22 protein-coding genes are annotated in these 22,188 nt (G+C 70.2%); 16 read left to right on the top strand and 6 right to left on the bottom strand.

Features of this window, described 5'->3' with window-relative positions; translation table 11 throughout:
• Positions 1-138 precede the first annotated feature (138 nt).
• A complete protein-coding gene (locus J3P31_RS07380; protein WP_210527783.1) occupies positions 139-759 on the top strand; it encodes a hypothetical protein in 621 nt (206 codons plus the stop codon).
• 16 nt (positions 760-775) lie between these two features.
• Here the strand turns inward: J3P31_RS07380 and J3P31_RS07375 are convergent, their stop codons facing one another.
• Positions 776-2,011: an acyl-CoA dehydrogenase gene (locus J3P31_RS07375; RefSeq protein ID WP_210527782.1), complete on the bottom strand. Its 1,236-nt coding sequence runs from the start codon at positions 2,009-2,011 to the stop codon at positions 776-778.
• Positions 2,012-2,195: 184 nt separating this feature from the next.
• Between J3P31_RS07375 and J3P31_RS07370 the strand changes: the two genes are divergently transcribed.
• The 5 genes from J3P31_RS07370 (at position 2,196) to J3P31_RS07350 (ending at position 7,519) form a co-directional block, all read left to right on the top strand.
• Positions 2,196-2,660, top strand: a complete 465-nt coding sequence (locus tag J3P31_RS07370; protein ID WP_210527781.1) for a peptidase S1 — start codon at positions 2,196-2,198, stop codon at positions 2,658-2,660.
• Positions 2,661-2,866: 206 nt separating this feature from the next.
• Positions 2,867-5,065, top strand: a complete 2,199-nt coding sequence (locus J3P31_RS07365; RefSeq protein ID WP_210527780.1) for an OmpA family protein — start codon at positions 2,867-2,869, stop codon at positions 5,063-5,065.
• A 107-nt stretch (positions 5,066-5,172) separates the two neighbouring features.
• The gene (locus tag J3P31_RS07360; RefSeq protein WP_210527779.1) at positions 5,173-5,532 is read left to right on the top strand and encodes a HesB/IscA family protein; all 360 of its coding nucleotides are present in this window, start codon (positions 5,173-5,175) and stop codon (positions 5,530-5,532) included.
• 59 nt (positions 5,533-5,591) lie between these two features.
• On the top strand, positions 5,592-6,356 hold the full coding sequence (gene tpiA, locus J3P31_RS07355) for a triose-phosphate isomerase (RefSeq protein ID WP_210527778.1): 765 nt from the start codon (positions 5,592-5,594) through the stop codon (positions 6,354-6,356).
• Positions 6,356-7,519 carry a cytochrome P450 gene (locus tag J3P31_RS07350; protein WP_210527777.1) on the top strand — a complete coding sequence of 388 codons (1,164 nt, stop codon included), beginning with the start codon at positions 6,356-6,358 and terminating at the stop codon, positions 7,517-7,519. The genes tpiA and J3P31_RS07350 overlap by 1 nt, the downstream gene beginning before the upstream one ends.
• Here the strand turns inward: J3P31_RS07350 and J3P31_RS07345 are convergent.
• The gene (locus J3P31_RS07345; RefSeq protein ID WP_210527776.1) at positions 7,516-7,977 is read right to left on the bottom strand and encodes an Lrp/AsnC family transcriptional regulator; all 462 of its coding nucleotides are present in this window, start codon (positions 7,975-7,977) and stop codon (positions 7,516-7,518) included. The genes J3P31_RS07350 and J3P31_RS07345 overlap by 4 nt on opposite strands.
• Before the next feature lie 148 nt (positions 7,978-8,125).
• Here J3P31_RS07345 and cysG point away from each other — a divergent pair, with 148 nt between their 5' ends.
• From cysG to J3P31_RS07315, 6 genes are all read left to right on the top strand, one after another.
• A complete protein-coding gene (gene cysG, locus J3P31_RS07340; protein ID WP_210527775.1) occupies positions 8,126-9,523 on the top strand; it encodes a siroheme synthase CysG in 1,398 nt (465 codons plus the stop codon).
• The gene (locus J3P31_RS07335; protein WP_210527774.1) at positions 9,520-9,858 is read left to right on the top strand and encodes a DUF2849 domain-containing protein; all 339 of its coding nucleotides are present in this window, start codon (positions 9,520-9,522) and stop codon (positions 9,856-9,858) included. Before cysG ends, J3P31_RS07335 begins: the two co-directional genes overlap by 4 nt.
• Positions 9,858-11,528, top strand: a complete 1,671-nt coding sequence (locus tag J3P31_RS07330; RefSeq protein ID WP_210527773.1) for a nitrite/sulfite reductase — start codon at positions 9,858-9,860, stop codon at positions 11,526-11,528. Before J3P31_RS07335 ends, J3P31_RS07330 begins: the two co-directional genes overlap by 1 nt.
• On the top strand, positions 11,518-12,300 hold the full coding sequence (locus J3P31_RS07325) for a phosphoadenylyl-sulfate reductase (RefSeq protein WP_210527772.1): 783 nt from the start codon (positions 11,518-11,520) through the stop codon (positions 12,298-12,300). Before J3P31_RS07330 ends, J3P31_RS07325 begins: the two co-directional genes overlap by 11 nt.
• A gap of 11 nt (positions 12,301-12,311) precedes the next feature.
• Complete coding sequence (locus J3P31_RS07320; protein WP_210527771.1) at positions 12,312-12,725, top strand: DUF934 domain-containing protein; 414 nt, start codon at positions 12,312-12,314, stop codon at positions 12,723-12,725.
• Between the two features lie 66 nt (positions 12,726-12,791).
• Positions 12,792-13,616 (top strand): ferredoxin--NADP reductase, encoded by an 825-nt coding sequence (locus tag J3P31_RS07315; protein WP_210527770.1) that lies wholly within the window; start codon positions 12,792-12,794, stop codon positions 13,614-13,616.
• A gap of 175 nt (positions 13,617-13,791) precedes the next feature.
• Here J3P31_RS07315 and J3P31_RS07310 read toward each other — a convergent pair whose 3' ends face one another.
• A complete protein-coding gene (locus J3P31_RS07310) occupies positions 13,792-15,048 on the bottom strand; it encodes a hypothetical protein (RefSeq protein WP_210527769.1) in 1,257 nt (418 codons plus the stop codon).
• A 219-nt stretch (positions 15,049-15,267) separates the two neighbouring features.
• On the opposite strand from J3P31_RS07310, the gene infC reads away from it, so the two are divergent.
• Together infC and J3P31_RS07300 are read left to right on the top strand one after the other, a co-directional pair.
• Positions 15,268-15,783 carry a translation initiation factor IF-3 gene (infC, locus tag J3P31_RS07305; protein ID WP_438270291.1) on the top strand — a complete coding sequence of 172 codons (516 nt, stop codon included), beginning with the start codon at positions 15,268-15,270 and terminating at the stop codon, positions 15,781-15,783.
• Positions 15,784-15,955: 172 nt separating this feature from the next.
• Positions 15,956-16,276: an SMR family transporter gene (locus J3P31_RS07300; RefSeq protein ID WP_246849385.1), complete on the top strand. Its 321-nt coding sequence runs from the start codon at positions 15,956-15,958 to the stop codon at positions 16,274-16,276.
• Positions 16,277-16,307: 31 nt separating this feature from the next.
• Here J3P31_RS07300 and J3P31_RS07295 read toward each other — a convergent pair whose 3' ends face one another.
• Both J3P31_RS07295 and J3P31_RS07290 read right to left on the bottom strand, forming a co-directional pair.
• Positions 16,308-16,670, bottom strand: coding sequence for an SUF system Fe-S cluster assembly protein (locus J3P31_RS07295; protein WP_210527768.1), 363 nt, complete (start codon positions 16,668-16,670; stop codon positions 16,308-16,310).
• 76 nt (positions 16,671-16,746) lie between these two features.
• Complete coding sequence (locus J3P31_RS07290) at positions 16,747-17,166, bottom strand: hypothetical protein (protein ID WP_210527767.1); 420 nt, start codon at positions 17,164-17,166, stop codon at positions 16,747-16,749.
• A gap of 136 nt (positions 17,167-17,302) precedes the next feature.
• Between J3P31_RS07290 and tgt the strand changes: the two genes are divergently transcribed.
• Entirely contained in the window at positions 17,303-18,433 is a 1,131-nt protein-coding gene (tgt, locus tag J3P31_RS07285) for a tRNA guanosine(34) transglycosylase Tgt (protein WP_210527766.1), read from the top strand.
• On the opposite strand, the gene J3P31_RS07280 is transcribed toward tgt, so the two are convergent.
• Positions 18,430-19,539, bottom strand: coding sequence for a hypothetical protein (locus J3P31_RS07280; RefSeq protein ID WP_210527765.1), 1,110 nt, complete (start codon positions 19,537-19,539; stop codon positions 18,430-18,432). The two genes, tgt and J3P31_RS07280, sit on opposite strands and share 4 nt — an antisense overlap.
• Before the next feature lie 186 nt (positions 19,540-19,725).
• Between J3P31_RS07280 and lon the strand changes: the two genes are divergently transcribed.
• Positions 19,726-22,134, top strand: a complete 2,409-nt coding sequence (gene lon / locus J3P31_RS07275; protein ID WP_210527764.1) for an endopeptidase La — start codon at positions 19,726-19,728, stop codon at positions 22,132-22,134.
• The last annotated feature ends 54 nt before the right edge of the window (positions 22,135-22,188 follow it).

Here is a 22,188-nt window from a genome sequence, read left to right as displayed (position 1 = left end):
CAGACCGGGGACCGTCCGCGGCCGTGCCCATGGGGTCCGCTTCTTGGGCCGCGTTGACGGCGGGTCATGAGGGGCGCCTCTCTGGGCAGGAGGCGGAGGCTGGGGCATAGGACCGGCCAAGTTGCCGAAGGGTTTTCGATGCGCCTGCCTGCCGTCCTTTGTGCCGCCCCGATCCTGGCCCTGGCCGCCACCGGACCCGCCCGGGCCGCCTGCCCGGCGGCGGCGGATCTCGCCGCCGGGGTGGTCGTGAGCTTCGCCAACGGCGACACGACGCTGCTGCGCCGCCGGGGCGACGGGGCGGTCGAGATCGAGGAGCGGCACGCGAACGGGGAGGCGCCGATCCGGTTCCGCGCGGCCCATGGGGTCTATGTCTTCGAGGAGGTGGCGCTGGACAGCCTGGGGTCGCCCATGCCGATGACGCGGATGGACGTGGTCTTTCCGCAGCCGCCGCTGACCCTGCCGCCGCCCGCGCCGGGGGCGCACTGGTCGGGGCGGACGACGGTCCGGCAGGCCGACGGCACCATGCACGCCGAGATCGCGGACGTCGCCTTTGCGCGGGGGGAGCCCCTGGACCTGGGCGGGTGCCGCTACGGGACGATCGACGTCGAGGTGCATTACGACTGGGGCAAGACGGGCGGGCTGACGCTGCGCCTCGATTACCTGCCGGAGCTGGGCGCGGCCGTGCTCCGCTCGAGCCGGACGGACGGCGGGCCGGAGCGCCGCGCGGTGCCGACCGGGCTGGCCGTGGCGGCCCGCTAGGACCGCCGCCCGCGCCTTACTGGAAGGCCTGGAGCCCCGTCTGCGCGCGCCCCAGGATCAGGGCGTGGACGTCGTGGGTGCCTTCGTAGGTGTTCACGGTTTCCAGGTTGATCATGTGGCGCATGACCGGGAAGGCGTCCGAGATGCCGTTGCCCCCCAGCATGTCCCGCGACGCCCGCGCCACGTCGAGCGCCTTGCCGCAGTTGTTGCGCTTCATCAGCGAGATGGCCTCGGGCGAGGCGCGGCCCGCCTCCATCATGCGGCCGAGCGCGAGCGCGCCCTGGAGGCCCAGCGCGATCTCGGTCTGCATGTCGGCGAGCTTTTTCTGGAAAAGCTGGTTCTGGGCCAGCGGCTTGCCGAACTGCCTGCGGTCGAGCCCGTACTGGCGCGCGGTGTGCCAGCAGGCCTCGGCGGCGCCCATGACGCCCCAGGAGATGCCGTAGCGCGCGCGGTTGAGGCAGCCGAAGGGTCCCTTGAGCCCCTCGACGCCCGGCAGGAGCGCGTCCTCGGGGACCTCCACGTCCTCCATGATGATCTGGCCGGTGACGGAGGCGCGGAGCGACAGCTTGCCGCCGATCTTGGGGGCGGACAGGCCGGGGGTGCCCTTGTCGAGGACGAAGCCCCGGATCTTGCCGCCATGCGCCTCGGACTTGGCCCAGACCACGAAGACATCGGCGAGGGGGGCGTTCGAGATCCAGGTCTTGGTGCCGTTGAGGAGGTAGCCGCCGGAGGTTTTACGGGCGGTCGTCCGCATCCCGCCGGGGTCCGAGCCGGCGTCGGGCTCGGTCAGGCCGAAGCAGCCGATCAGCTCGCCCGCGGCGAGGCCGGGGAGGTACTTCGCCTGCTGCGCGTCCGAGCCGTAGGCGTGGATCGGGTACATCACGAGGGAGGACTGGACCGACATCATCGAGCGGTAGCCCGAATCCACGCGCTCCACCTCGCGGGCGACGAGCCCGTAGGCGACGTAGCCGGCGCCCAGGCCGCCATGCTCCTCGGGGATGGTGACGCCGAGGAGCCCGGCCTCGCCCATCTCGCGGAAGATCGACGGGTCGGCGGTCTCCTCGTGGTAGGCCTGCTGGACGCGCGGGGCGAGGCGTCCTTCCGCGAACTGCCGGGCGGCGTCGCGAAGCATCCGCTCGTCCTCGGACAGCTGGTCCTCGAGCCGCAGGGGGTCGGCCCAGTCGAAGGAGGACAGGCCGGGGCCATGGCCGGAGGCGTCGGCCGGAGGGGCGATCCGCGTGGTCTCGTTCATGGCGCTCAACTCCCTTGCAGTCGGGGCGAAGGGTAGGGTGTCGCGCAGGTCCCCGCAATGGCCGCCGGTCCGGTCGGGTTTTCCTGACCAGCCCGCTTCCGCCGTTGACAGGAGAGGGGGGCGGGAGGGACATTGCAGGCATTGAACGGACGCGGCGATCTGCCCGATTTGACTGGAGATTCCCATGAAGCGCCTTTCCCTGGCCGCCCTGGCGGCGGCTGTCCTTGGCCTGGCCTCGCCCGCCCTGGCCTGCCCCGACTGGACCGGAGCGCCCCATTTCGGGCAGATCGAGCTGTGGGCCGGGTTCACGCCCGATCCCTATGTCCGCAACATCACCGCGGGCGGCACGCACAACCTGGCCACCTGCGGGATCAATGCGGCCGGGTTCGTGACCACGCGCCCGGACTTCGACCTGTACTGGAACGGGCAGTCGGCGCAGCTGACCTTTGCGGTCGAATCCTATGCCGATGCCGTGCTGCTCATCAGCGGGCCGAACGGCGAGGTCTGGTACCAGGACGACGTCTACGGGTCGAACCCGGTCATCTCGATCGCGAACCCGCCCCAGGGGCTTTATGACATCTGGATCGGCAGCTACGACGGATCGCGCCGCAACCCCGGGCGCCTGATCATCACCGAGATGGGCTACTGAGGCGGCGCGGGCACGGCGGCCGGAGCCGTCCGCCCCGAGCCGTCCGCCCCGAGCCGTCCGCCCTGGGCGCAATCCATGGGTTATGGGCTTCGGGGCGGCTGTTATTGCCTATCTTCCGGTGGGAAACCAACTCCGCAGGCATGCGTTGAACGCGGACCGCGCCCTGTTCCATCGGATCGGGCGCGCCCGCCCGGAGGAAGCACTACATGAACTCACGTCCCATCCGCGCGACCACGGCGCTGGTCGCGACGCTGTCGCTCCTGCTGCCGCAGGTGACCTCGGTGCCCGAGGCCCAGGCGCAGGAGCGGGTGCGGCTGTGCCGCGACCTGTCCGAGCCCCCGTGCCCGCAGGGCGAGCCCCGTCGCGGCACGCCCCATGTCGTGAACCCCGACGGCAGCGTGGACCGCGCCGGCCGGGGGAACGGCAACGGCAACGGCGAGGGCCGAGAGGAGGGCAACGGCCGCCGGGCCGAGCGCGAGGCCCAACGCGAGGCGGAACGGGACGCGCAGCGCGATGCCGAGCGGGAAGCTCAGCGCGAGGCGGAACGGGAGGCGGAGCGCGAGGCCCAGAGGCAAGCCGAGCGCGAGGCTCAGCGCGACGCTGAACGTCAGGCCCAGCGCGAGGCCGAACGGGACGCCGAGCGTCAGGCCCAACGGGAGGCCGAGCGTCAGGCGCAGCAGGACGCCGAACGGGAGGCGCAGCGGGACGCGGAGCGCGAGGCCCAGCAGCAGGCGGAGCGTGAAGCCGAGCGCGAGGCCCGACGCGAGGCGGAGCGGGACGCGCAGCGCGACGCCGAACGCCAGGCCCAGCGCGAGGCGGAGCGGGAAACCGAGCGTCAGGCCGAGCGCGAAGCCCAGCGGGATGCCGAGCGCCAGGCCGAGCGGGAAGCGCGGCGCGAGGCCGAGCAGCAGGCGCAGGAAGAGGCCCAGCGCGACTCCGAACGCGAAGCCCAGCAGGAGGCCGAGCAGGATCAGGCCGAGCAGGATCGGGGCGAGCGCGCCGCCGAGCGGGAGGCCCGGAGAGAGGCCGAGCGGGAGGTGCGGCGCGAGGCCGAAGCCGAGGCCCGCGCCCGGGAGGAGGTCGAGGGCGAAGGTAATCGGAATCGCAACCGCGACCGGGGCGAATCCGAGGCCGACCGCCGGGCCGTGAGGGAAGCCGAGGCCCGCGCCCGGGCCGAAGCCCAGGAGGCCGCCGAGGAGGATGCCGACGCCCAGGCCCGTGCCGAGGAGCGTGCGCGATCGCGCGCCGACCGGCGTGCCGCCGAGGAGCTTCGCCGCGCCTCCCGGGCCGAGGCCGAGGCCGAGGTCGCCCGCGACGCGGCCCAGGAGGAGGCCGACCGGGAGCTTGCCGCGGCGCGGGCCGCGGCCGAAGCCTCGGAAGGGGAAGCCGAGATCGACGTCCGCACCATCGACGACGATGATGTCCGTCGGGCCACGGAAGACTTCGAGACCGAGGTCGACGGGGACGGCCGCGTCGTCCGGAACGACGACGATGACGACGACAGCGGCCTGAGCAACTTCGAGAAGGCGCTGCTCCTGGGGCTTGGGGCGGCGGCGGTGGGCACCCTGCTGAACAACGGCCAGGAGGTCGTGACCAACTCGGGTGACCGGGTGGTGACGCGCAACCGGACGGGCGGCTACGAGGTGTATCGCGACGACGACGCCATCCTGCGCCAGCCCGGGTCGCAGGTGCGGACCGAAACCTTCGCGGACGGCTCGACCCGGACCTTCCTGACCCGCGAGGACGGCACCCAGGTCGTCACGATCCGGGATGCCAACGGCCGCGTGCTGCGCCGGGCCCGCATCCTGCCGGACGGCACGCAGGTCCAGCTTTTCGACGACACGGAGGAGGTGCAGCCCGTCGACGTGACCCGGCTTCTGGACGAGGCGCCGCCGCCGGTCGTGGTGGCCTCGCAGGACCTCGACACCTCGGAGCTGCGGGCGCTCCTCGAGCAGGGGCCGGACTTCGACCCCGGCCGGACCTTCTCGCTGCGCCAGATCCGCGAGATCTCGGCGGTGCGGAACCTCGTCCCGGCGATCGACCTCCAGGTGAGCTTCCCGACCGGATCGGCGGCGATCCCGGGCAACGAGCTGTCGAACCTCGTGCAGATGGGCATCCTGATCGAGGACGCCCTCGACGAGAACCCGGGCGAGGTGTTCCTGGTCGAGGGGCACACCGACGCGGTGGGCTCGGAGGCGACGAACCTGGCGCTGTCGGACCGGCGCGCCGAGTCGGTGGCGCTGGCGCTGACCGAGAACTTCGACATCCCGCCCGAGAACCTCGTGGTGCAGGGCTACGGCGAGGAGTTCCTCAAGGTTGCGACCACCGAGTCGAACCAGCAGAACCGCCGCGCCACGCTCCGGCGGATCACGCCCCTCCTGGGCGAGACCTTCGCCTCGCGCTGAGGTTCGGCGCAGGGACCACGACACCCGGAGGGGGCCGTTCGCGCGGCCCCCTTTTCACAGGGGCGCGGGGGCCTTATCTGTAGGGCTCGGACCAGGAGGCCCCTTCGATGTTCTCGATCCCCGGAAAGCAGGCCGTGACCATGACCCCCGCCGCCGCGAAGCAGATCGCGCGGATGATGGCGCGCGACGGACGGCAGGGCCTTCGCATCGGCGTCCGGAAGGGCGGCTGCGCGGGCATGGAATACACCATGGACTGGGCCGACAGCGTCAATCCCCTGGACGAGATCGTCGAACAGGACGGCGCCCGCGTGATGATCGCGCCCATGGCGCAGATGTTCCTGATCGGCACCGAGATCGACTACGAGACGACGCTCCTCGAATCCGCGTTCCGCTTCCGCAACCCGAACGTCGTGGACGCCTGCGGCTGCGGCGAGTCCGTGAAGTTCGCGGAAGCCACGGCCCGCTGACCCTTTCCGCCGTCCGGCCCCGCTGCTAATCCCGTCCCGCCAACACGGAGGGATGAGGAATGCGCCGCAGGCTTGCCGCCGGGAACTGGAAGATGAACGGGACGGCCGCGAGCCTGTCCGAGGTCGAGAAGCTCCTCGAGGCGCATCTGTCGCCCAATGTGGAGATCCTCCTGTGCCCGCCCGCCACCCTGATCGCGCAACTGGCCGCGAAGAAGGGCCAGCACCCGCTGATGGTCGGAGGCCAGGACTGCCATGCGGCGGCGTCGGGCGCGCATACCGGCGACATCTCGGCCGAGCAGCTGAAGGACGCGGGGGCCACCTACGTCATCGTCGGCCACTCCGAGCGGCGGACCAACCACGGCGAAACCGATGAGCAGGTCGCGGCCAAGGCCCGGGCCGCCCATGCCGCGGGGCTGACGGCGGTCATCTGCATCGGCGAGACCCTGGCCGAGCGCGAGGCCGGGCAGACCCTGGACGTGGTGGGCCGGCAGCTGGACGCCAGCGTGCCCGACGCGGCGACGGGGCAGACCACCGTCATCGCCTACGAGCCCGTCTGGGCCATCGGCACCGGCCTGACGCCCACCAACGAGCAGATCGGCGAGGTCCACGACTTCATGCGGTCGCGCCTGTCGGCCCGGTTCGGCGCGGACGCGGCCTTCTTCCGGCTGCTCTACGGCGGCAGCGTGAAGGCCTCGAACGCCGTCGAGATCTTTGCGATCCCCGATGTGGACGGCGCCCTGGTGGGCGGGGCCAGCCTCAAGGCCGCCGACTTCTCGCCCATCGTGCAGGCCCTGGAGCAGGCGGCGGAGTCCGAGCTGCCCTGATGCTCCATCTTTCGCAGTCCGCGACCGACCCCGCCTTCGTGCAGGACCCTTATCCGTTCTACGACCGGGCGCGGGCGGGGGGCGACCTGTTCGCCTGGGACGATTACGGCCTGGTGTGCGCGACCTCGCACCGGGCCGTGTCGGCGCTGCTGCGCGACCGGCGGCTGGGCCGCGAGGCCCCGCCCGAGATGGCCCCCGAGATCGCGCCCCACACCCGGCCCTTCTACGACATCGAGGCCCATTCGATGCTGGAGCTGGAGCCGCCCCGGCACACGCGGCTGAGGGGGCTGGTCCTGCGGGCCTTCACCTCGCGCCGGATCGCGGCCATGGGGCCGGAGATCGAGGCGCTCTGCCACCGGCTGATCGACGGCTTTCCGGCGGGGCCGTTCGACCTCCTGGACGCCTACGGGCGGGTCATCCCGGTGGTGGTCATCGCGCGGCTGCTGGGCGTGCCGGAGGAGCGGGCCGACGACCTCCTGCGCTGGTCGAACGCCATGGTCGCCATGTACCAGGCGCGGCGCACCCGCGAGATCGAGGACGCGGCGGTCGAGGCCGCGCTGGCCTTCCGCGGCTTTGTCGAGGACACCGTCGCGGTGCGGCGCAGGGCTCCGGGGGACGATCTCCTGACCCAGCTCATCGCCGCCGAGGAGGCGGGCGAGCGGCTTTCGACCGACGAGCTGGTGACGACCTGCATCCTGCTTTTGAACGCCGGGCACGAGGCGACCGTCCACACGCTGGGCAACGGCGCCAAGACCCTGCTGGAGCAGGGGGTCCGCGAGGTGGATGAGGCGGTGGTGGAGGAGATCCTGCGCCATGACCCGCCGCTCCACATGTTCACGCGCTGGGTCTACGAGGAGGCGGAGCTGTTCGGCCACCGTTTCCGGCGGGGCGACCAGGTGGCTCTGCTGCTGGGCGCCGCGAACCGCGATCCGCTGGCCTATGCCGACCCGCACCGCTTCGACCCCGCGCGGCAGGGTCCGCCGAACGTCGCCTTCGGCGGGGGCATCCACTTCTGCGTGGGCGCGCCGCTGGCCCGGCTGGAGCTGGTCATCGGGCTCCGCGCGCTCTTTGAGAGGTGCTTGTCGCTCCGGCTGGCCGAGCCGCCGCGCTACGGCGACGTGTACCACTTCCACGGCCTCGAACGCCTCATGGTCGAGGCCTAGAGCGGCAGCGCCACCGTGCTCTTGATCTCCTCCATGGAAAGGAGCGCGGTGACGTTGTAGATCCGGACCTCGGAGATCAGCGCCTGGTAGAACTGGTCGTAGGCGCGGGCGTTCCGGACCCGGACCTTGAGGATGTAGTCGATGTCCCCGGCCAGGCGGTGCGCCTCCTGCACCTCGGGGCGGGCGCGCAGGGTCGCCAGGAACTTGCGCTGCCAGTCGGCCTCGTGCTCGCTCGTGCGGATCAGGACGAAGAAGGTGGCCTCGAAGCCCAGCGCCTCGGCGTCGAGGATCACGGTCTGCTGGCCGATGATCCCGGCCGCGCGCATCCTCTTGATCCGGTTCCAGACCGGCGTCTTGGAGGAGCCCACCGCGCGGGCGATCTCGTCCAGCGACCGGCTGGCGTCGGCCTGCAGCTCGATCAGGATTTTCCGGTCGGTGTCGTCGGGATGGAACGTCATTCTCACCTCTCGGTTATAGGAGGAGAAGCGTCCTGAAACCCGCCCCAGCGTGGACGCCTGTCCTTATCTTAGCCGCCAGATAGCAAATTTCCGGGACAAAGTTCTATATTGCGCAGGCGAGCAGGGGGTTCGCGGCGGAGCAGGGTCGATGCAGCATTTTCCGGTGTTCATGGCGGTCAAGGGCCGTCGGATCGTCGTGTCGGGCGGCGGGGACGCTGCGCTGGCCAAGCTGCGCCTGCTGCTCAAGACCGAGGCCCGGATCGAGGTCTATGCGCCCGAGGCCGAGCCCGAGATCGTGCAATGGGCCAACGAGGGCAGGATCACGCTGTACCGCCGCGCCATCGGGGCCGCTGACCTGATGGGCGCCGTGCTGGCCTACGGGGCCGATGAGGACGACCTGCTGGATGCGCGGTTCGCCGCCTTTGCCGCCGAGACCCGGGTGCCGCACAACATCGTCGACAACCTCGAGGATTCGGGCTTCATCACGCCCGCCATCGTGGACCGCGACCCCGTCGTGGTGGCCATCGGCACGGAAGGGGCCGCCCCGGTGCTCGCCCGGGCGATCAAGGCCGACCTCGAGGCGCGCCTGCCTTCGTCGCTGGGCTTCCTGACGCGGGTCGGCCGGTCCTTCCGGCAGGCGGCCGAGCAGCTCCCCTTCGGGCGCCGGCGCCGGGACTTCTGGGCCGACTACTACGGCCAGGTCGGGCCGCAGGCCATGTCCCGGGGCGGGGAAGGGGCCGTGGCGCCCGCGCTGGCCCGGCTTCTGGCCGATCACCTGACAGACGCGCCCCGGAAGGGCCATGTGGACTTCGTGGGCGCGGGGCCGGGCGACCCGGACCTCCTAACCGTCCGGGCCCGCCGGGCGCTGGACGCGGCCGACGTGGTGATCCACGACCGGCTGGTCACGCCCGCGATCCTCGACCTCGCGCGGCGCGAGGCCGTCATCATCGACGCCGGCAAGGAGGGCTTCGGTCCGTCCACCCCGCAGGCCGAGATCGACGCGCTGATCGTCAAGCACGCGGGGAAGGGGCGGCACGTGGTGCGGCTCAAGGGCGGCGATCCGACCGTGTTCGGCCGCCTGGACGAGGAGGTCGAGGCCGTGGAGGCCGCCGGGATCTCCTTTGCGATCATCCCGGGCATCACCGCCGCCTCGGCCGCCGTCGCCGCCATCGGGCAGAGCCTGACCCGGCGGGGGCGCAACTCCTCGGTCCGGCTGCTCACCGGGCATGACGTGAAGGGCTTTGCCGACCACGACTGGAAGGCGCTGGCCCGCCCCGGCGAGGTCGCGGCGATCTACATGGGCAAGTCCTCGGCCCGATTCGTGCAGGGGCGCCTCCTGATGCACGGCTGCGACCCGCAGACCCCGGTGACGGTCGTCGAGAACGCCTCGCGCGCCGATCAGCGGATCCTTTCGACCACCGTGGCCGAAATGGAACCCGCCATGTCGGAAGCGCGGCTTGACGGCCCCGCCCTGACCTTTATTGGCTTGGCGCCTCGCGCCGCCCAGGCCGATATCCGCAACCTTGTCCAGGAGGCCGTGTCATGAGCCGCCGCTTCTCGCCGAAAGTCGTCTCCGCCAATGACCTCATCGAGGGCGATGCCGTCTGGCTGACCGAGGACGATCGCTGGACCCGCGACATGGCCGAAGCCGAGCTGATCGAGGACGAGGCCCATGCGGCCATCCGGCTGCTCTTTGCCAAGGGCCAGCCGAACGTCGTGGTCGGGGCGGAGCTGGTGGATGCCGCGCCGGGGCCGGACGGCCCGGTTCCCACCCACTTCCGCGAGGCGTTCCGCACGCACGGTCCCACCAACTACAACCTGGGCAAGCGCGCCGAGGGCTTTGCCCCGCGCGGCCACATCCCGGGCAACGAGGCACTCTGATGTACACGTACAACGAATTCGACGAAGCCTTCGTCCGCTCGCGCGTGGCCCAGTTCCGCAGCCAGGTGGAGCGTCGGATCGACGGCTCCCTGACCGAGGACGAGTTCCGGCCCCTGCGCCTGATGAACGGCCTGTACCTGCAGCTCCATGCCTACATGCTGCGGGTCGCGATCCCCTACGGCACGCTGAACCCGTCGCAGATGCGGCAGCTGGCCCATATCGCCGAGCGGTGGGACAAGGGCTACGGCCACTTCACCACCCGGCAGAACATCCAGTTCAACTGGCCGCGCCTCAAGGACGTGCCGGACATCCTCGACGCGCTCGCGGATGTGGGGATGCATGCCATCCAGACCTCGGGCAACTGCGTGCGGAACGTGACCGCCGACCACTTCGCCGCCGCCGCCGCCGACGAGATCGCGGACCCGCGTCCGATCGCCGAGCTGCTGCGGGAATGGTCCACCGACCACCCCGAGTTCCAGTTCCTCCCCCGCAAGTTCAAGATCGCCATCACCGGCGCGCCCAACGACCGCGCCGTGACCCGCGCGCATGACATCGGCCTGCGGATGGTCCGCAACGAGGCCGGCGAGCCCGGGTTCGAGGTGCTGGTGGGCGGCGGCCTGGGCCGGACGCCGATGCTGGCGCAGGTCATCCGGGACTTCCTGCCGCAGGCGGACCTGCTGCCCTACATTGAGGCCATCCTGGGGGCCTACAACCTCAAGGGCCGCCGCGACAACAAGTACAAGGCCCGCATCAAGATCACCGTGTTCGAGAACGGGCTCGACGCCTTCAAGGCCGACGTCGAGGAGCGCTTCGCGCGCCTGCGGTCGCAGTGGTCGGGCGTGGACCAGGAGATCCTGAAGGACATCGAGGCGCAGTTCGCGCCGCCCGCCTTCCGCAATGCGCCCACGGACGACTACGAGGCCTTCCGGGCCCAGAACGGCGTGTTCCGGGCCTGGACGGACGTGAACCTCCATCCGCACAAGGTGGACGGCTACACCATCGTCTCGATCTCGCTCAAGAAGCATGGCGCCACGCCGGGCGACGCCACGGCCCATCAGATGCGCGTGATGGCCGACCTGGCCGAGCGTTACGGCCACGGCGAGCTGCGCGTCTCGCACGAGCAGAACATCATCCTGCCGCATGTCCACAAGTCGGACCTGCCGGCGGTCTGGGCGGCGCTGCGCGAGGCCGACCTCGCCACGGCGAACATCGGGCTGGTCAGCGACATCATCGCCTGCCCGGGGATGGACTACTGCGCGCTGGCGACCGCCCGGTCGATCCCCATCGCCCAGCAGATCGCGACCCGCTTCGAGGAGCTTCAGGTCGAGCACGACGTCGGGCCTCTCAAGATCAAGATCTCGGGCTGCATCAACGCCTGCGGGCACCACCATGTGGGCCATATCGGCATCCTGGGGCTCGATCGCGCGGGCGTGGAGAACTACCAAGTGACGCTGGGCGGCGACGGCACCGAAACCGCCGCCATCGGCGAGAAGATGGGCCCCGGCTTCCCGGCCGAGGAGATCGTCGGCGCCATCGAGCGGCTGGTCCTGGGCTACCTGGAGATCCGGCGCGACGCTGAGGAGACCTTCCTCGAGACGTTCCGCCGCGCCGGCCCCGAGCCCTTCAAGGGCTTCCTGTATGGAACGGAGGAAACGGCGGATGCGGCCTGACCCGATCAAGGCGGTCGACGCCACGCCGGTGAGCGGATCGGGGCTGAGCCCCGTGTCCGAGCGCGTGGCCGAGCTGAACGCCCGCTACCGCCACCACTCCGCCGCCGACGTCATGCAGCATGCCATGACCGATCCGCAGGTCGGGCGGCTCGGGCTCGTGTCGTCCTTCGGGGCGGAGTCGGTCGTGCTCCTGCACATGGCGGCGGTGAAGAACCGGCATATCCCGGTGCTGTTCATCGACACCGAGATGCTGTTTGCCGAAACGCTGGCCTACCAGCTCGAGCTGACGGAGCGGCTGCGGCTGACCAACGTGCAGGTCATCAAGGCTGATCCGGTGGCGGTGGCCGCGCAGGACCCGTATGGCCTGCTGCACCAGGGCAACCCGGACGCCTGCTGCAACCTCCGCAAGACCGAGCCGCTGCAGCGCGCTCTTCTGGGCTACGACGCCTGGATCACGGGCCGCAAGCGCTACCAGGGCAAGACGCGGGCCGCTCTCGACTTCTTCGAGAACGAGGGCGACATCCGCATCAAGGTCAACCCGCTGGCCCATTGGACCAGCGAGGACCTGCGCGACTACATGGCCGAGAACCGCCTGCCGCGTCACCCGCTGGTGGCCAAGGGTTATCCGTCCATCGGCTGCGCGCCCTGCACCACGCCCGTCAAGGAGGGCGAGGACCCCCGCGCCGGCCGGTGGCGGAACACCCAGAAGGAAGAGTGCGGCATCCACTTCGTGAACGGGAAGCTCGTGCGCGGCCCGATCGCCGCCAGCTGAGGACGAACCCCATGACCATCATCGTGACCGATACCGGCTTTAGGGTGGACGACTTCCCCGGCGTGATCCGGCCCCTGGCCGAGATCGAGCAGATCCAGGAAGGCGACGGGGTCGAGATCGGCCCCGCCGACGATCCCCGCGCGCTCGTGGGCGTGCTGGGGCAGGTGGCGCTGATCCGCGTCCGGTTTCCGGCCTTCAACGACGGGCGCGGCTTTTCCCACGCGCGCGACCTGCGGAGCTTCGGCTTCCACGGGCGGCTGCGGGCGGCGGGGCACGTGCTTGCCGACCAGTACGCGATGGTGCGGCGCGTGGGCTTCGACGAGGTCGAGATCGACGAGGCGCTGGCCGCCCGCCAGCCCGAGGACCAGTGGCTCGCGCGGGCCAACTGGCGCGACAACTACTACCAGGGCCGCCTGCGCGCCTGAGCCGCATTCCCTTACGTCGCCCATCCATTACATGAGGCGCTCGACCGCGAGCGCATGCGAGGACCGATGACCGAGCAGACCCCCGTCAAGGACAAGGCCGCCACCCCCGTGACCCTGCCGGACGCGCAGACCGTCACGAGCGTGACCCACTACACCGACCGCCTGTTCGCCTTCCGCGTGACGCGGCCCAAGTCCCTGCGCTTCCGCTCGGGCGAGTTCGTGATGATCGGCCTGATGGGGGACAACGGACGGCCGCTGCTGCGCGCCTACTCCATCGCCTCGCCGTCCTGGGACGAGGAGCTGGAGTTCTATTCGATCAAGGTGCCGGACGGGCCGCTGACCTCCCGGCTCCAGCACATCCAGCCGGGGGACGAGATCATCCTGCGGCCCAAGCCCGTGGGGACGCTGGTGCATGACGCGCTGCTGCCCGGCACGCGGCTGTGGATGTTCGCGACCGGCACGGGCTTCGCGCCCTTCGCCTCGCTGCTCCGCGACCCGGAGACCTGGGAGAAGTACGACGAGGTCGTCATCACCCACACCTGCCGCGAGGTCGGTGAGCTGACCTATGGCCGTGAGATCGTCGAATCGCTCAAGGACGACGAGCTGATCGGCGAGCTGGTCGGCGACAAGCTCAAGTACTACCCGACCACCACCCGCGAGGAATCGCCCAAGATGGGGCGGATCACCACGCTGATCGAGAGCGGGGAGGTCTTCAAGGACCTCGGCATCCCGCCGCTCGACCCGGCGGTGGACCGGGCGATGGTCTGCGGGAGCCTGGCCTTCAACCTCGACATCAAGGCGCTGCTGGAAAAGGCGGGCCTGCGCGAGGGGGCGAACAGCGACCCCGCCGAGTTCGTGATCGAGAAGGCCTTCGTGGGCGACGGCGTCTGATCCCGACATCCGGCTGAGACTGGCAGGGGCGCGTGACCTGGTCACGCGCCCTTTGTCGTTTTCGGGTGCGCCCCTGTTCCGCGTGCACGGGCAGGGGGAGCCGGGCGGTCCCCAAACGGAAACGCCGCGCGAGGGGCGCGGCGTTCAGGGTCCCACAGGGGATGGTCGGGGGGCCTTACTGTTCGGTCAGGGCGGCGCGGATGCGGTCGAGCACCGACGGCAGCAGCGACGGGTAGCCCTGGGCGTTCGTCAGCGCGAGCTTGAGCTGCGTCTTGAGCGACTGGTCCACGGCGGACGCGTCGATGGCCTGGTTGACCGCATCGACATTCAGGTTCTCGGGGTCGAGCAGAGTGTCGAGATCGGCGGCCTGCGCCGGAGCGGCGGCGGTCCCGGTGGCCGTGGCCGTCCCGGCAGCGGCATCGGACCCCGTGGCGTCGGCGGCCGGGGCCGTGCCCTGGGCCGAAGCGTCCCCGGTGGCTGCGGTGTCGGCAGCGGGCGCATCCGTGGCCGCCCCGGTGCCTGCCGTCCCCGCCGTGGTGGCTGCCGCGCCGGTGTCGTTCGTGGTGCCGGTGGTCGCGGCACCCGCACCGGTCGTGGCCCCCGCCGCGCCAGCGGCCGGATCGGCGGTCGCGCTGCCCGTCGCGGCGTCGCCGGTCGTGTCATTGGCGGGCGCAGCGGCCGCGTTCCCGGACGCCGTGGAATCGGCCCCAGCGGCCGCCGTTGCGCCGTCGTCCGTCCCGGTGGCGGCCGTTCCAGCCGTTCCCGTCGCCGCCGCGCCCTGGTCGTCGGCCGCGGCGCCCTGCGTCGCGCCGGCATCGGCCGGGTCCACCGCGTCGGCGGCCTGCGGCGCGTTCTCGTTGGTGGTCTCGAGGCCCGGCGGGGTCTGGGACGCGTCCGCGCCCTCCTCGGTGGTCGAACCGGCGGGAGCGGCACCGTCCCCTCCGGTGGCCGCGCCGTCCCCGCCGGTCGCTGCGCCTTCATCGACGCTCGTGTCCGCATCGTCCGCCGTGGCCGCATCGCCGCCGGTCGTCGAGGTCGGCTCGCCGGTGTCGGCGGTCGTGCCCTGGACGCCCGCGCCGTCGGTCTCCTCTTCGGTGGAGGTCGCGCCGACTCCGGCGTCAGGCTCCTCGTCCGCGGGGCCTTCCTCGCCGGATTCGGGCTCGGAGGTGTCCGCCGCGCCGGCTTCCTCACCGCCCGTCGCGGCCGTCGGTTCCTCGCCCGGGGTGGACGGCTCGGCGGCGTTCTCCTGGGCCGGGTTGGTCACGGCGGGCTCGACCTCGCCGGTGTCGGGCGTGGTCGCCTCGCCCGAGCCGGCAGGCTCGCCAGAGGTCGCGACGGGCTGCTCTCCGACGACCACATCGTCGCTGCGGCTGTACATGTAGGCGACCACCGCGGCGACTACGACCACGACGATGGCAATGATGCGTGTCATGACACCTGTTCCTTCAAAGGCTTGCGCCGGAGCGAGTGGCGCCCGGCCTCGGGGTTCATATGTCACGATCCCGTGTTCCGGCAACGCTGAACGCGCCGGCGGGAGGGAGGCGTGTCGGGCTTGAAGAACGAGTGTTCCGCGCTTATGTTCCGTGCCGCTATTCCCCGACACTGCCGAAGGACAAGAGCCATAGGACGCAGACCCCATAACGCACCCCCGGTGCGCGAAACCGGCCCCCGAATCAATGAGCGCCTCCTGCGCGGCGGCGACATCCGCCTGATCGGGGCCAACGGCGAGAACCTCGGCGTCATGTCGCCCGAACGGGCGCTGTCGCTGGCCGAGGACGCGGGGCTGGACCTCGTGGAAATCTCGCCCACGGCGAATCCGCCGGTCTGCAAGATCATGGACTTCGGCAAGTTCAAGTACGAGACCCAGAAGAAGGAAGCTGAGGCTCGGAAGAACCAGAAGGTCATCGAGATCAAGGAAGTGAAGTTCCGTCCCGGTACGGACACGCACGACTACGACGTGAAGATGCGATCGGTGTTCAAGTTCCTGGACGAAGGCGACAAGGTGAAGGTCACCCTGCGCTTCCGCGGCCGCGAGATGGCCCACCAGGAACTGGGCAAGGCGCTGCTCGACCGTGTGGCCGAGGACGTGAAGGCCCAGGGCAAGATCGAATCCATGCCGCGCCTCGAAGGCCGGCAGATGGTGATGATGATCGCTCCGGCAAAGTAGGGCCGGCCTCATCCCCGCACGAACAAGGCCCGGGCATCGTCCGGGCCTTTGTCATTCCGGACGGTTCGGGCTGGCGGTCCGGCCAGGGCCTGTGGCACCTAGCCGTGGTCGGGTGCCCCTGGGGGCGCCGCAATGCGGGTGAGGCGGACGCGTGAGCCGAATTCAGCTTTACATGATCCTGGCGGCGGCCATCCTGGCCGAGGTCATGGCCACCACGGCCCTTGCACGGTCGGCCAGTTTCACCAGGCTGCTGCCGAGCGTCATCGCCGTGCTGGGCTATGCGGTGGCGTTCTGGCTCCTGTCCTATCCGCTCAGGACCATTCCGACGGGAATCGTCTACGCGATCTGGTCGGGGCTCGGCATCGTGCTGATCGCCACGGTGGCCTGGCTCTGGCACGGGCAGACGCTCGACCTGCCGGCGATCCTGGGGCTTGGGCTCATCATCGCGGGCGTGATCGTGGTGAACGTCTTTTCCAAGACGGTGTCCCACTGACGCCCCCCAGGCCGGCCAGCGCCGGCCGGGCTCACATGAAGCCGAGTTCCAGCCGAGCCTCGTCGGACATCATCTCCATGCCCCACTGGGGCTCGAAGGTCATCTGGACGTCCACCTGCTTGACGCCCGGGATCGCGCCCACGGCATCGGCGACCCAGCCCGGCATCTCGCCCGCGACGGGGCAGCCGGGGGCGGTGAGGGTCATCACGATGTCGACCGCGCCCTCGGCGTCGATCTGGACCGTGTAGACGAGCCCCAGGTCGAAGATGTTCACCGGAATCTCGGGGTCGAACACGGTCCGGCACGCCTCGACCACGCTGTCGTAGAGAGGGTGGTCGATGGTGGACGGCGCGATGAGGGGAGTCCCCTCGATCCTGGCTTCGCTGAACGACATGCGAGGTCCCCGGCTGAAATCCTGAGCGATCATATAAGGATTGGGGGTCCCGGGGTAAAGGGTCCGGGTCGGGCAACTAGTCGCAGGCCCGCGCCTCGCCGCGGGCGATCAGGCGGGCGGCGGGAATGCGGACCAGATGGTCGCTGTAGCGCCAGTCCTCGAGGAACCGCTTGGCGATGCGGGGCGGATAATAGGACGCCATGGTCCGGCTGATCGCCTCGAACTGCATGGCGGACATCCGGAGCCCGAAGGCCAGCCGCGGCCCGTGGAAGCCCAGGACCGCGTCCGGGTCGAAGCAGGCCGTCGAAAGCCCGAGATACATCGTGCAGGCCGACAGGCATTCGCCACGCACGCGCTTTTCCTGCTGACGGGCCTCGAGGGCACCGATCTCGATGACGCGCAGCGCGACCGAGCCACCAGGGTCCCGGGGCGGGCGCGGCTCTGCCGAGGCGCCGGTGACGGCGAGGCAAAGGATCAGGGCGGCACGGCGGATCATGGACGCGCTCCGGTTCGGGTCGCCCGACGGGGGCAGGGCCGGGGGCATCAACGCACGGCGGCGCGAGGCTGTCCACCGGCACGGGTTCCGTCCCGCGCCAAGCCTGTGTAGGGAGGCCCGTCAGGAGGCGCGCAGCATGGCCACAGGCATTTCCTTCACCCTTCATGCCACCGACGGGCGCGCCCGGACGGGGGTCATCGCCACCCCCCGCGGCGAGATCCGCACCCCCGCCTTCATGCCGGTGGGCACCGCCGGCACCGTCAAGGCGATGATGCCGGACAGCGTGCGCGCGACGGGGGCCGACATCCTCCTGGGCAACACCTACCACCTGATGCTGCGGCCGGGGGCCGAGAGGGTCGCGCGCCTGGGCGGGCTCCACGGCTTCATGAACTGGGAGCGGCCGATCCTGACGGACTCGGGCGGGTTCCAGGTGATGAGCCTGTCGTCCCTGCGCAAGATGACCGAGGAGGGCGTGACCTTCTCGTCCCATGTGGACGGCTCCAAGCACGTCCTGACGCCCGAGCGGAGCATGGAGATCCAGAGGCTCCTGGGATCCGACATCGTGATGGCCTTCGACGAGTGCACGCCCTTCCCGGCCACCGAGGCGGTGTCGGTCGAATCCATGCGCCGGTCCATGCGCTGGGCGCAGCGGTCGCGGGACGCCTTCGGCGACCGTCCGGGGCACGCGCTGTTCGGCATCCAGCAGGGCAGCGTCTTCCGCGACCAGCGCGAGGAATCGGCAGAGGCGCTGAAGGGCGTCGGCTTCGACGGCTATGCCGTGGGCGGCCTCGCGGTGGGCGAAGGGCAGGCCATGATGTTCGAGGTGCTGGACTACGCGCCCGGGATGCTCCCCGAGGACCGGCCCCGCTACCTCATGGGGGTCGGCAAGCCCGATGACATCGTGGGGGCGGTGAAGCGCGGCATCGACATGATGGACTGCGTGCTCCCGTCCCGGTCGGGGCGGACGGGGCAGGCCTGGACGCGGCGGGGGCAGGTGAACCTCCGCAACGCCCGGCACGCCGACGATCCGCGCCCGCTGGACGAGCAGTGCGGCTGCCCCGCCTGCCGCAACTATTCGCGCGCCTACCTCCACCATGTCGTCCGCGCGAACGAGATGATCGCCGGGATGCTGCTGACCTGGCACAACCTCCACTATTTCCAGGAGATCATGGCGGGGATGCGGGGCGCGATCGCCGAAGGACGCTTCGAGGGCTGGGAAGCGGACTTCCATGCCTTTCGCGCGCAGGGCGACATCGAGCCGCTCTAGGCTGGCCCGAACAGCATCAGGTCGCCCCGCGCCTGCGCCGTCAGGAGCCGGACGAAGGGTCCGTTCACGGGCCATCCGCCGGACAGGGCCTCGGTCGGGGCCCGGAGCGACAGGACGGCCACGAAGGGGCCGTCGCCCAGGACCTGCGTCTCGGCCTCGGTTTCCGTGATCTCGCGCAGGCTGCGGCCGGCGGCCATCGGCTCCGTGGCCCAGCCTGCCTCGAGCCGGGCCGCCGCCGCCTCGGCCGAGGCACGGTCGGCGTAGCTGAACAGCACCAGGGTCCGCGTCTCGAGCCCCGTGGCGAGGTCCGCCATCAGCGCGGTCCGCCAGGGCGGGAGGCCGCCATGCCCCCCGCGCGAGAGGGCGGCCTGCTCGGGCCAGAGCACGGCCTGGATCAGCGCGGCGTCGCCCCAGTCGGGCCGGTCGAGGACGGCGGCCAGGGCCGCAAGGTCGGGCTGGCTCCGTCCCGAGACCCCTCCCGGACCCTGCGCCATGGCCAGAAGGTCCGGCCAGTTGTTGGCCTGCAGGAGCAGCGAGCCGTCCAGGAGCACGCGGGAGGCCGCGCCGAGGGCGCCTCCGAACGGATCCGCGATGTGCCGGTCCCCGAGGCTGATCCCGAAGTCCTCGGGGTTGCGGACCAGTGCGTCGACGCCGTCCCGGACGCCCGGCTCGTAGCCTGCGGCGAGCAGGGCCGGCGCGATGCCTTCGGCGGACCCGTCCGCGAGCCGCAGGAGCATCGCCTGATGGGGCGGCGCGGCCACCACGAGGCTTGCCCGGATGTCGAGGGGGCCGAAGCCCACCCGAGGCTCCCAGCCGCCTTCGAGCCCCGGCGCGACCTGAACGGCCAGGGGTGTCTGCAGCCGCGCGTAGGGGCCGTAGGACTGGACCGGGTCGGGGCTGGCCCTCGGGGGAAGCGTCGCGACCAGGGCCGCGGCGGCGGCGTGGTCGGCGAAGTGGACCTGCGGGAAGCGCGGTTCGGAGCCGGGTGCGACCAGTTCGGAGGGGACCCGTCCGACGAGGTCCAGGAAGGCGTCGGAGCGGCCTTCGGCCAGCGCCGGAAGCCCCAGGAGCAGGGGCAGAACAAATGCGGAAAAGCGAACGATCATTGAGAAAATTCCTGATTGTCGTGCGCTGATCCTAGAGGCTGCCCAGATGGGCAGGATAGTCGGGGATACCCGCCCCCGAAGGTTGACACCCCCCCATGGAATCCCCAACTATACCTCACCGACCGGGGAAGGCCGAGTGCCGCCGAATAACCGGGGCCAGAGCCTTCCTGCTAAGAGGAACCCCATATGTCCGAACCTCTCGCGACCAGCTATCCCGTCCTGCCGCTGCGCGACATCGTGGTCTTCCCGCACATGATCGTGCCCCTCTTCGTGGGCCGCGAGAAGTCCGTGCGCGCGCTGGAGGAGGTGATGGCCGACGACAAGCAGATCCTGCTGTCGTCGCAAGTCGATCCGGGTGTCGATGATCCCGGCACCGACGGCATCTACAAGTCCGGCGTCCTCGCGAACGTCCTCCAGCTGCTCAAGCTGCCCGACGGCACCGTCAAGGTCCTCGTGGAAGGCAAGAGCCGCGTCCGCATCACCGAATTCCTCAAGAACGAGCGCTTCTTCGAGGCTCGCATCCGGCCGCTCGACGAGGCCGAGGGCGATCCGGAGGTCGTGCAGGCCCTGACCCGCTCGGTGGGCCAGGAGTTCGAGAAGTACGCCAAGATCAAGAAGAACATTCCCGAGGAGGCCATCGCCGCCGTCCTCGAGGCGTCCGACCCGGCCAAGCTCAGCGACCTCATCGCCGGGCATCTCGGCATCGACGTCAAGCAGAAGCAGGACCTTCTGGAGACGCTCACCATCGCGGAGCGCCTGGAGAAGGTCTACGGCCTGATGCAGGGCGAGATGTCGGTCCTCCAGGTCGAGAAGAAGATCAAGACCCGCGTGAAGTCCCAGATGGAGCGGACCCAGCGCGAGTACTACCTCAATGAGCAGATGAAGGCAATCCAGCGCGAGCTGGGTGACGGCGACGAAGGCCAGAACGAGATCAACGAGCTCGAGAAGCGCATCAAGGAGACCAAGTTCTCCAAGGAAGCGCGCGAGAAGGCCGAGGCCGAGCTGAAGAAGCTCAAGTCCATGTCGCCGATGTCCGCCGAGGCCACCGTCGTGCGCAACTACCTCGACTGGCTCCTGGGCGTGCCGTGGGGCACCCGCTCGAAGGTGTCCAAGGACATCACCAAGGCCGAGGACGTGCTGAACGCCGACCACTACGGCCTGGAGAAGGTCAAGGAGCGGATCGTCGAGTACCTCGCCGTGCAGGCGCGGTCGCAGAAGCTCAAGGGCCCGATCCTCTGCCTCGTCGGTCCTCCCGGCGTGGGCAAGACCTCGCTCGGCAAGTCCGTCGCCAAGGCGACCGGGCGCGAGTTCATCCGCATCTCGCTCGGCGGCGTCCGGGACGAGTCGGAGATCCGCGGCCACCGCCGGACCTACATCGGCTCCATGCCCGGCAAGATCATCCAGGCGCTGAAGAAGGCCAAGACCACGAATCCGCTCATCCTGCTCGACGAGATCGACAAGATGGGCCAGGACTTCCGTGGCGACCCGGCCTCCGCGATGCTCGAGGTGCTCGACCCCGAACAGAACGGCACCTTCGTCGACCACTACCTCGAGGTGGAGTACGACCTGTCCAACGTGATGTTCATCACGACGGCCAACTCGTACAACATGCCGGGGCCGCTCCTCGACCGGATGGAGATCATCTCCCTCGCCGGCTACACCGAGGACGAGAAGCGTGAGATCGCCAAGCAGCACCTGCTGCCCAAGGTCATGAAGAACCACGGCCTCAAGGTCGGCGAGTTCGAGATGACCGACGGCGCGCTGAACGAGATGGTGCGGACCTACACCCGCGAGGCGGGCGTGCGGAACCTGGAGCGCGAGATCGCCAAGGTGGCGCGGAAGGCCACGACCAAGCTCGTCAAGCGCGAGGTCACCAAGGTCGTCGTGACCGAGGAGAACCTCGACGACTTCCTGGGCGTGAAGAAGTTCCGCTACGGCCTCGCGGAGAAGGAGGATCAGATCGGCGTGGTCACGGGCCTGGCCTGGACCTCGGTCGGTGGGGACCTCCTGTCCATCGAAGCGCTTCGCCTGCCCGGCAAGGGCCGGATGAAGACGACCGGCAAGCTCGGCGACGTGATGAAGGAGTCGATCGAGGCGGCGGCCTCCTATGTGCGGTCCATCGGCCCGCAGATCGGGGTGAAGCCTCCGAAGTTCGACAAGATCGACATTCACGTCCACGTTCCGGATGGCGCGACGCCCAAGGACGGCCCCTCGGCGGGTCTGGCCATGGTCACGTCCATCGTGTCGGTGCTGACGCAGATCCCCGTCCGCAAGGACATCGCCATGACCGGCGAGGTCAGCCTGCGGGGCAACGCGATGGCGATCGGCGGCCTCAAGGAGAAGCTGCTCGCCGCGCTGCGGGGCGGCATCAAGACGGTGCTGATCCCTGTCGAGAACGAGCGTGACCTGCCGGAAATCCCGGAGAACGTGAAGCAGGGGCTGCAGATCATCCCCGTGTCGCACGTGTCCGAGGTTCTCAAGCACGCGCTGGTCCGCCAGCCCGAGCCGGTGGAATGGGACGAAGAGGCCGAGGAGGCGGCGGCTCTGGCCAAGGCCAAGGCGGTCGATGAGGCTTCGGGCGCCGTCGCGCACTAAGTCCCACGGTCCGGAATGCCATAAGGGGGCGCGGCGATGGCCGCGCCCTTTTTC

This window comes from Rubellimicrobium arenae (assembly GCF_017916275.1).
GTDB classification, from domain to species: Bacteria; Pseudomonadota; Alphaproteobacteria; order Rhodobacterales; family Rhodobacteraceae; genus Rubellimicrobium; species Rubellimicrobium arenae.
The sequence above is the reverse complement of the archived record's forward strand: the minus strand, read 5'-3'. Positions and strand labels throughout refer to the sequence as shown.

Excerpts from the sequence above, each read along its gene's own strand:
- J3P31_RS07350 (WP_210527777.1), top strand. The coding sequence starts at position 6,356 with ATGCTCCATCTTTCGCAGTCCGCGACCGACCCCGCCTTCGTGCAGGAC.
- J3P31_RS07335 (WP_210527774.1), top strand. The coding sequence starts at position 9,520 with ATGAGCCGCCGCTTCTCGCCGAAAGTCGTCTCCGCCAATGACCTCATC.
- J3P31_RS07370 (WP_210527781.1), top strand. The coding sequence starts at position 2,196 with ATGAAGCGCCTTTCCCTGGCCGCCCTGGCGGCGGCTGTCCTTGGCCTG.
- cysG (WP_210527775.1), top strand. The coding sequence starts at position 8,126 with ATGCAGCATTTTCCGGTGTTCATGGCGGTCAAGGGCCGTCGGATCGTC.
- J3P31_RS07375 (WP_210527782.1), bottom strand. The coding sequence starts at position 2,011 with ATGAACGAGACCACGCGGATCGCCCCTCCGGCCGACGCCTCCGGCCAT.
- J3P31_RS07300 (WP_246849385.1), top strand. The coding sequence starts at position 15,956 with ATGATCCTGGCGGCGGCCATCCTGGCCGAGGTCATGGCCACCACGGCC.
- J3P31_RS07320 (WP_210527771.1), top strand. The coding sequence starts at position 12,312 with ATGACCATCATCGTGACCGATACCGGCTTTAGGGTGGACGACTTCCCC.
- tgt (WP_210527766.1), top strand. The coding sequence starts at position 17,303 with ATGGCCACAGGCATTTCCTTCACCCTTCATGCCACCGACGGGCGCGCC.
- J3P31_RS07345 (WP_210527776.1), bottom strand. The coding sequence starts at position 7,977 with ATGACGTTCCATCCCGACGACACCGACCGGAAAATCCTGATCGAGCTG.
- tpiA (WP_210527778.1), top strand. The coding sequence starts at position 5,592 with ATGCGCCGCAGGCTTGCCGCCGGGAACTGGAAGATGAACGGGACGGCC.
- J3P31_RS07310 (WP_210527769.1), bottom strand. The coding sequence starts at position 15,048 with ATGACACGCATCATTGCCATCGTCGTGGTCGTAGTCGCCGCGGTGGTC.
- J3P31_RS07330 (WP_210527773.1), top strand. The coding sequence starts at position 9,858 with ATGTACACGTACAACGAATTCGACGAAGCCTTCGTCCGCTCGCGCGTG.
- J3P31_RS07325 (WP_210527772.1), top strand. The coding sequence starts at position 11,518 with ATGCGGCCTGACCCGATCAAGGCGGTCGACGCCACGCCGGTGAGCGGA.
- J3P31_RS07360 (WP_210527779.1), top strand. The coding sequence starts at position 5,173 with ATGTTCTCGATCCCCGGAAAGCAGGCCGTGACCATGACCCCCGCCGCC.
- J3P31_RS07380 (WP_210527783.1), top strand. The coding sequence starts at position 139 with ATGCGCCTGCCTGCCGTCCTTTGTGCCGCCCCGATCCTGGCCCTGGCC.
- J3P31_RS07290 (WP_210527767.1), bottom strand. The coding sequence starts at position 17,166 with ATGATCCGCCGTGCCGCCCTGATCCTTTGCCTCGCCGTCACCGGCGCC.
- J3P31_RS07295 (WP_210527768.1), bottom strand. The coding sequence starts at position 16,670 with ATGTCGTTCAGCGAAGCCAGGATCGAGGGGACTCCCCTCATCGCGCCG.
- J3P31_RS07365 (WP_210527780.1), top strand. The coding sequence starts at position 2,867 with ATGAACTCACGTCCCATCCGCGCGACCACGGCGCTGGTCGCGACGCTG.
- J3P31_RS07315 (WP_210527770.1), top strand. The coding sequence starts at position 12,792 with ATGACCGAGCAGACCCCCGTCAAGGACAAGGCCGCCACCCCCGTGACC.
- lon (WP_210527764.1), top strand. The coding sequence starts at position 19,726 with ATGTCCGAACCTCTCGCGACCAGCTATCCCGTCCTGCCGCTGCGCGAC.
- J3P31_RS07280 (WP_210527765.1), bottom strand. The coding sequence starts at position 19,539 with ATGATCGTTCGCTTTTCCGCATTTGTTCTGCCCCTGCTCCTGGGGCTT.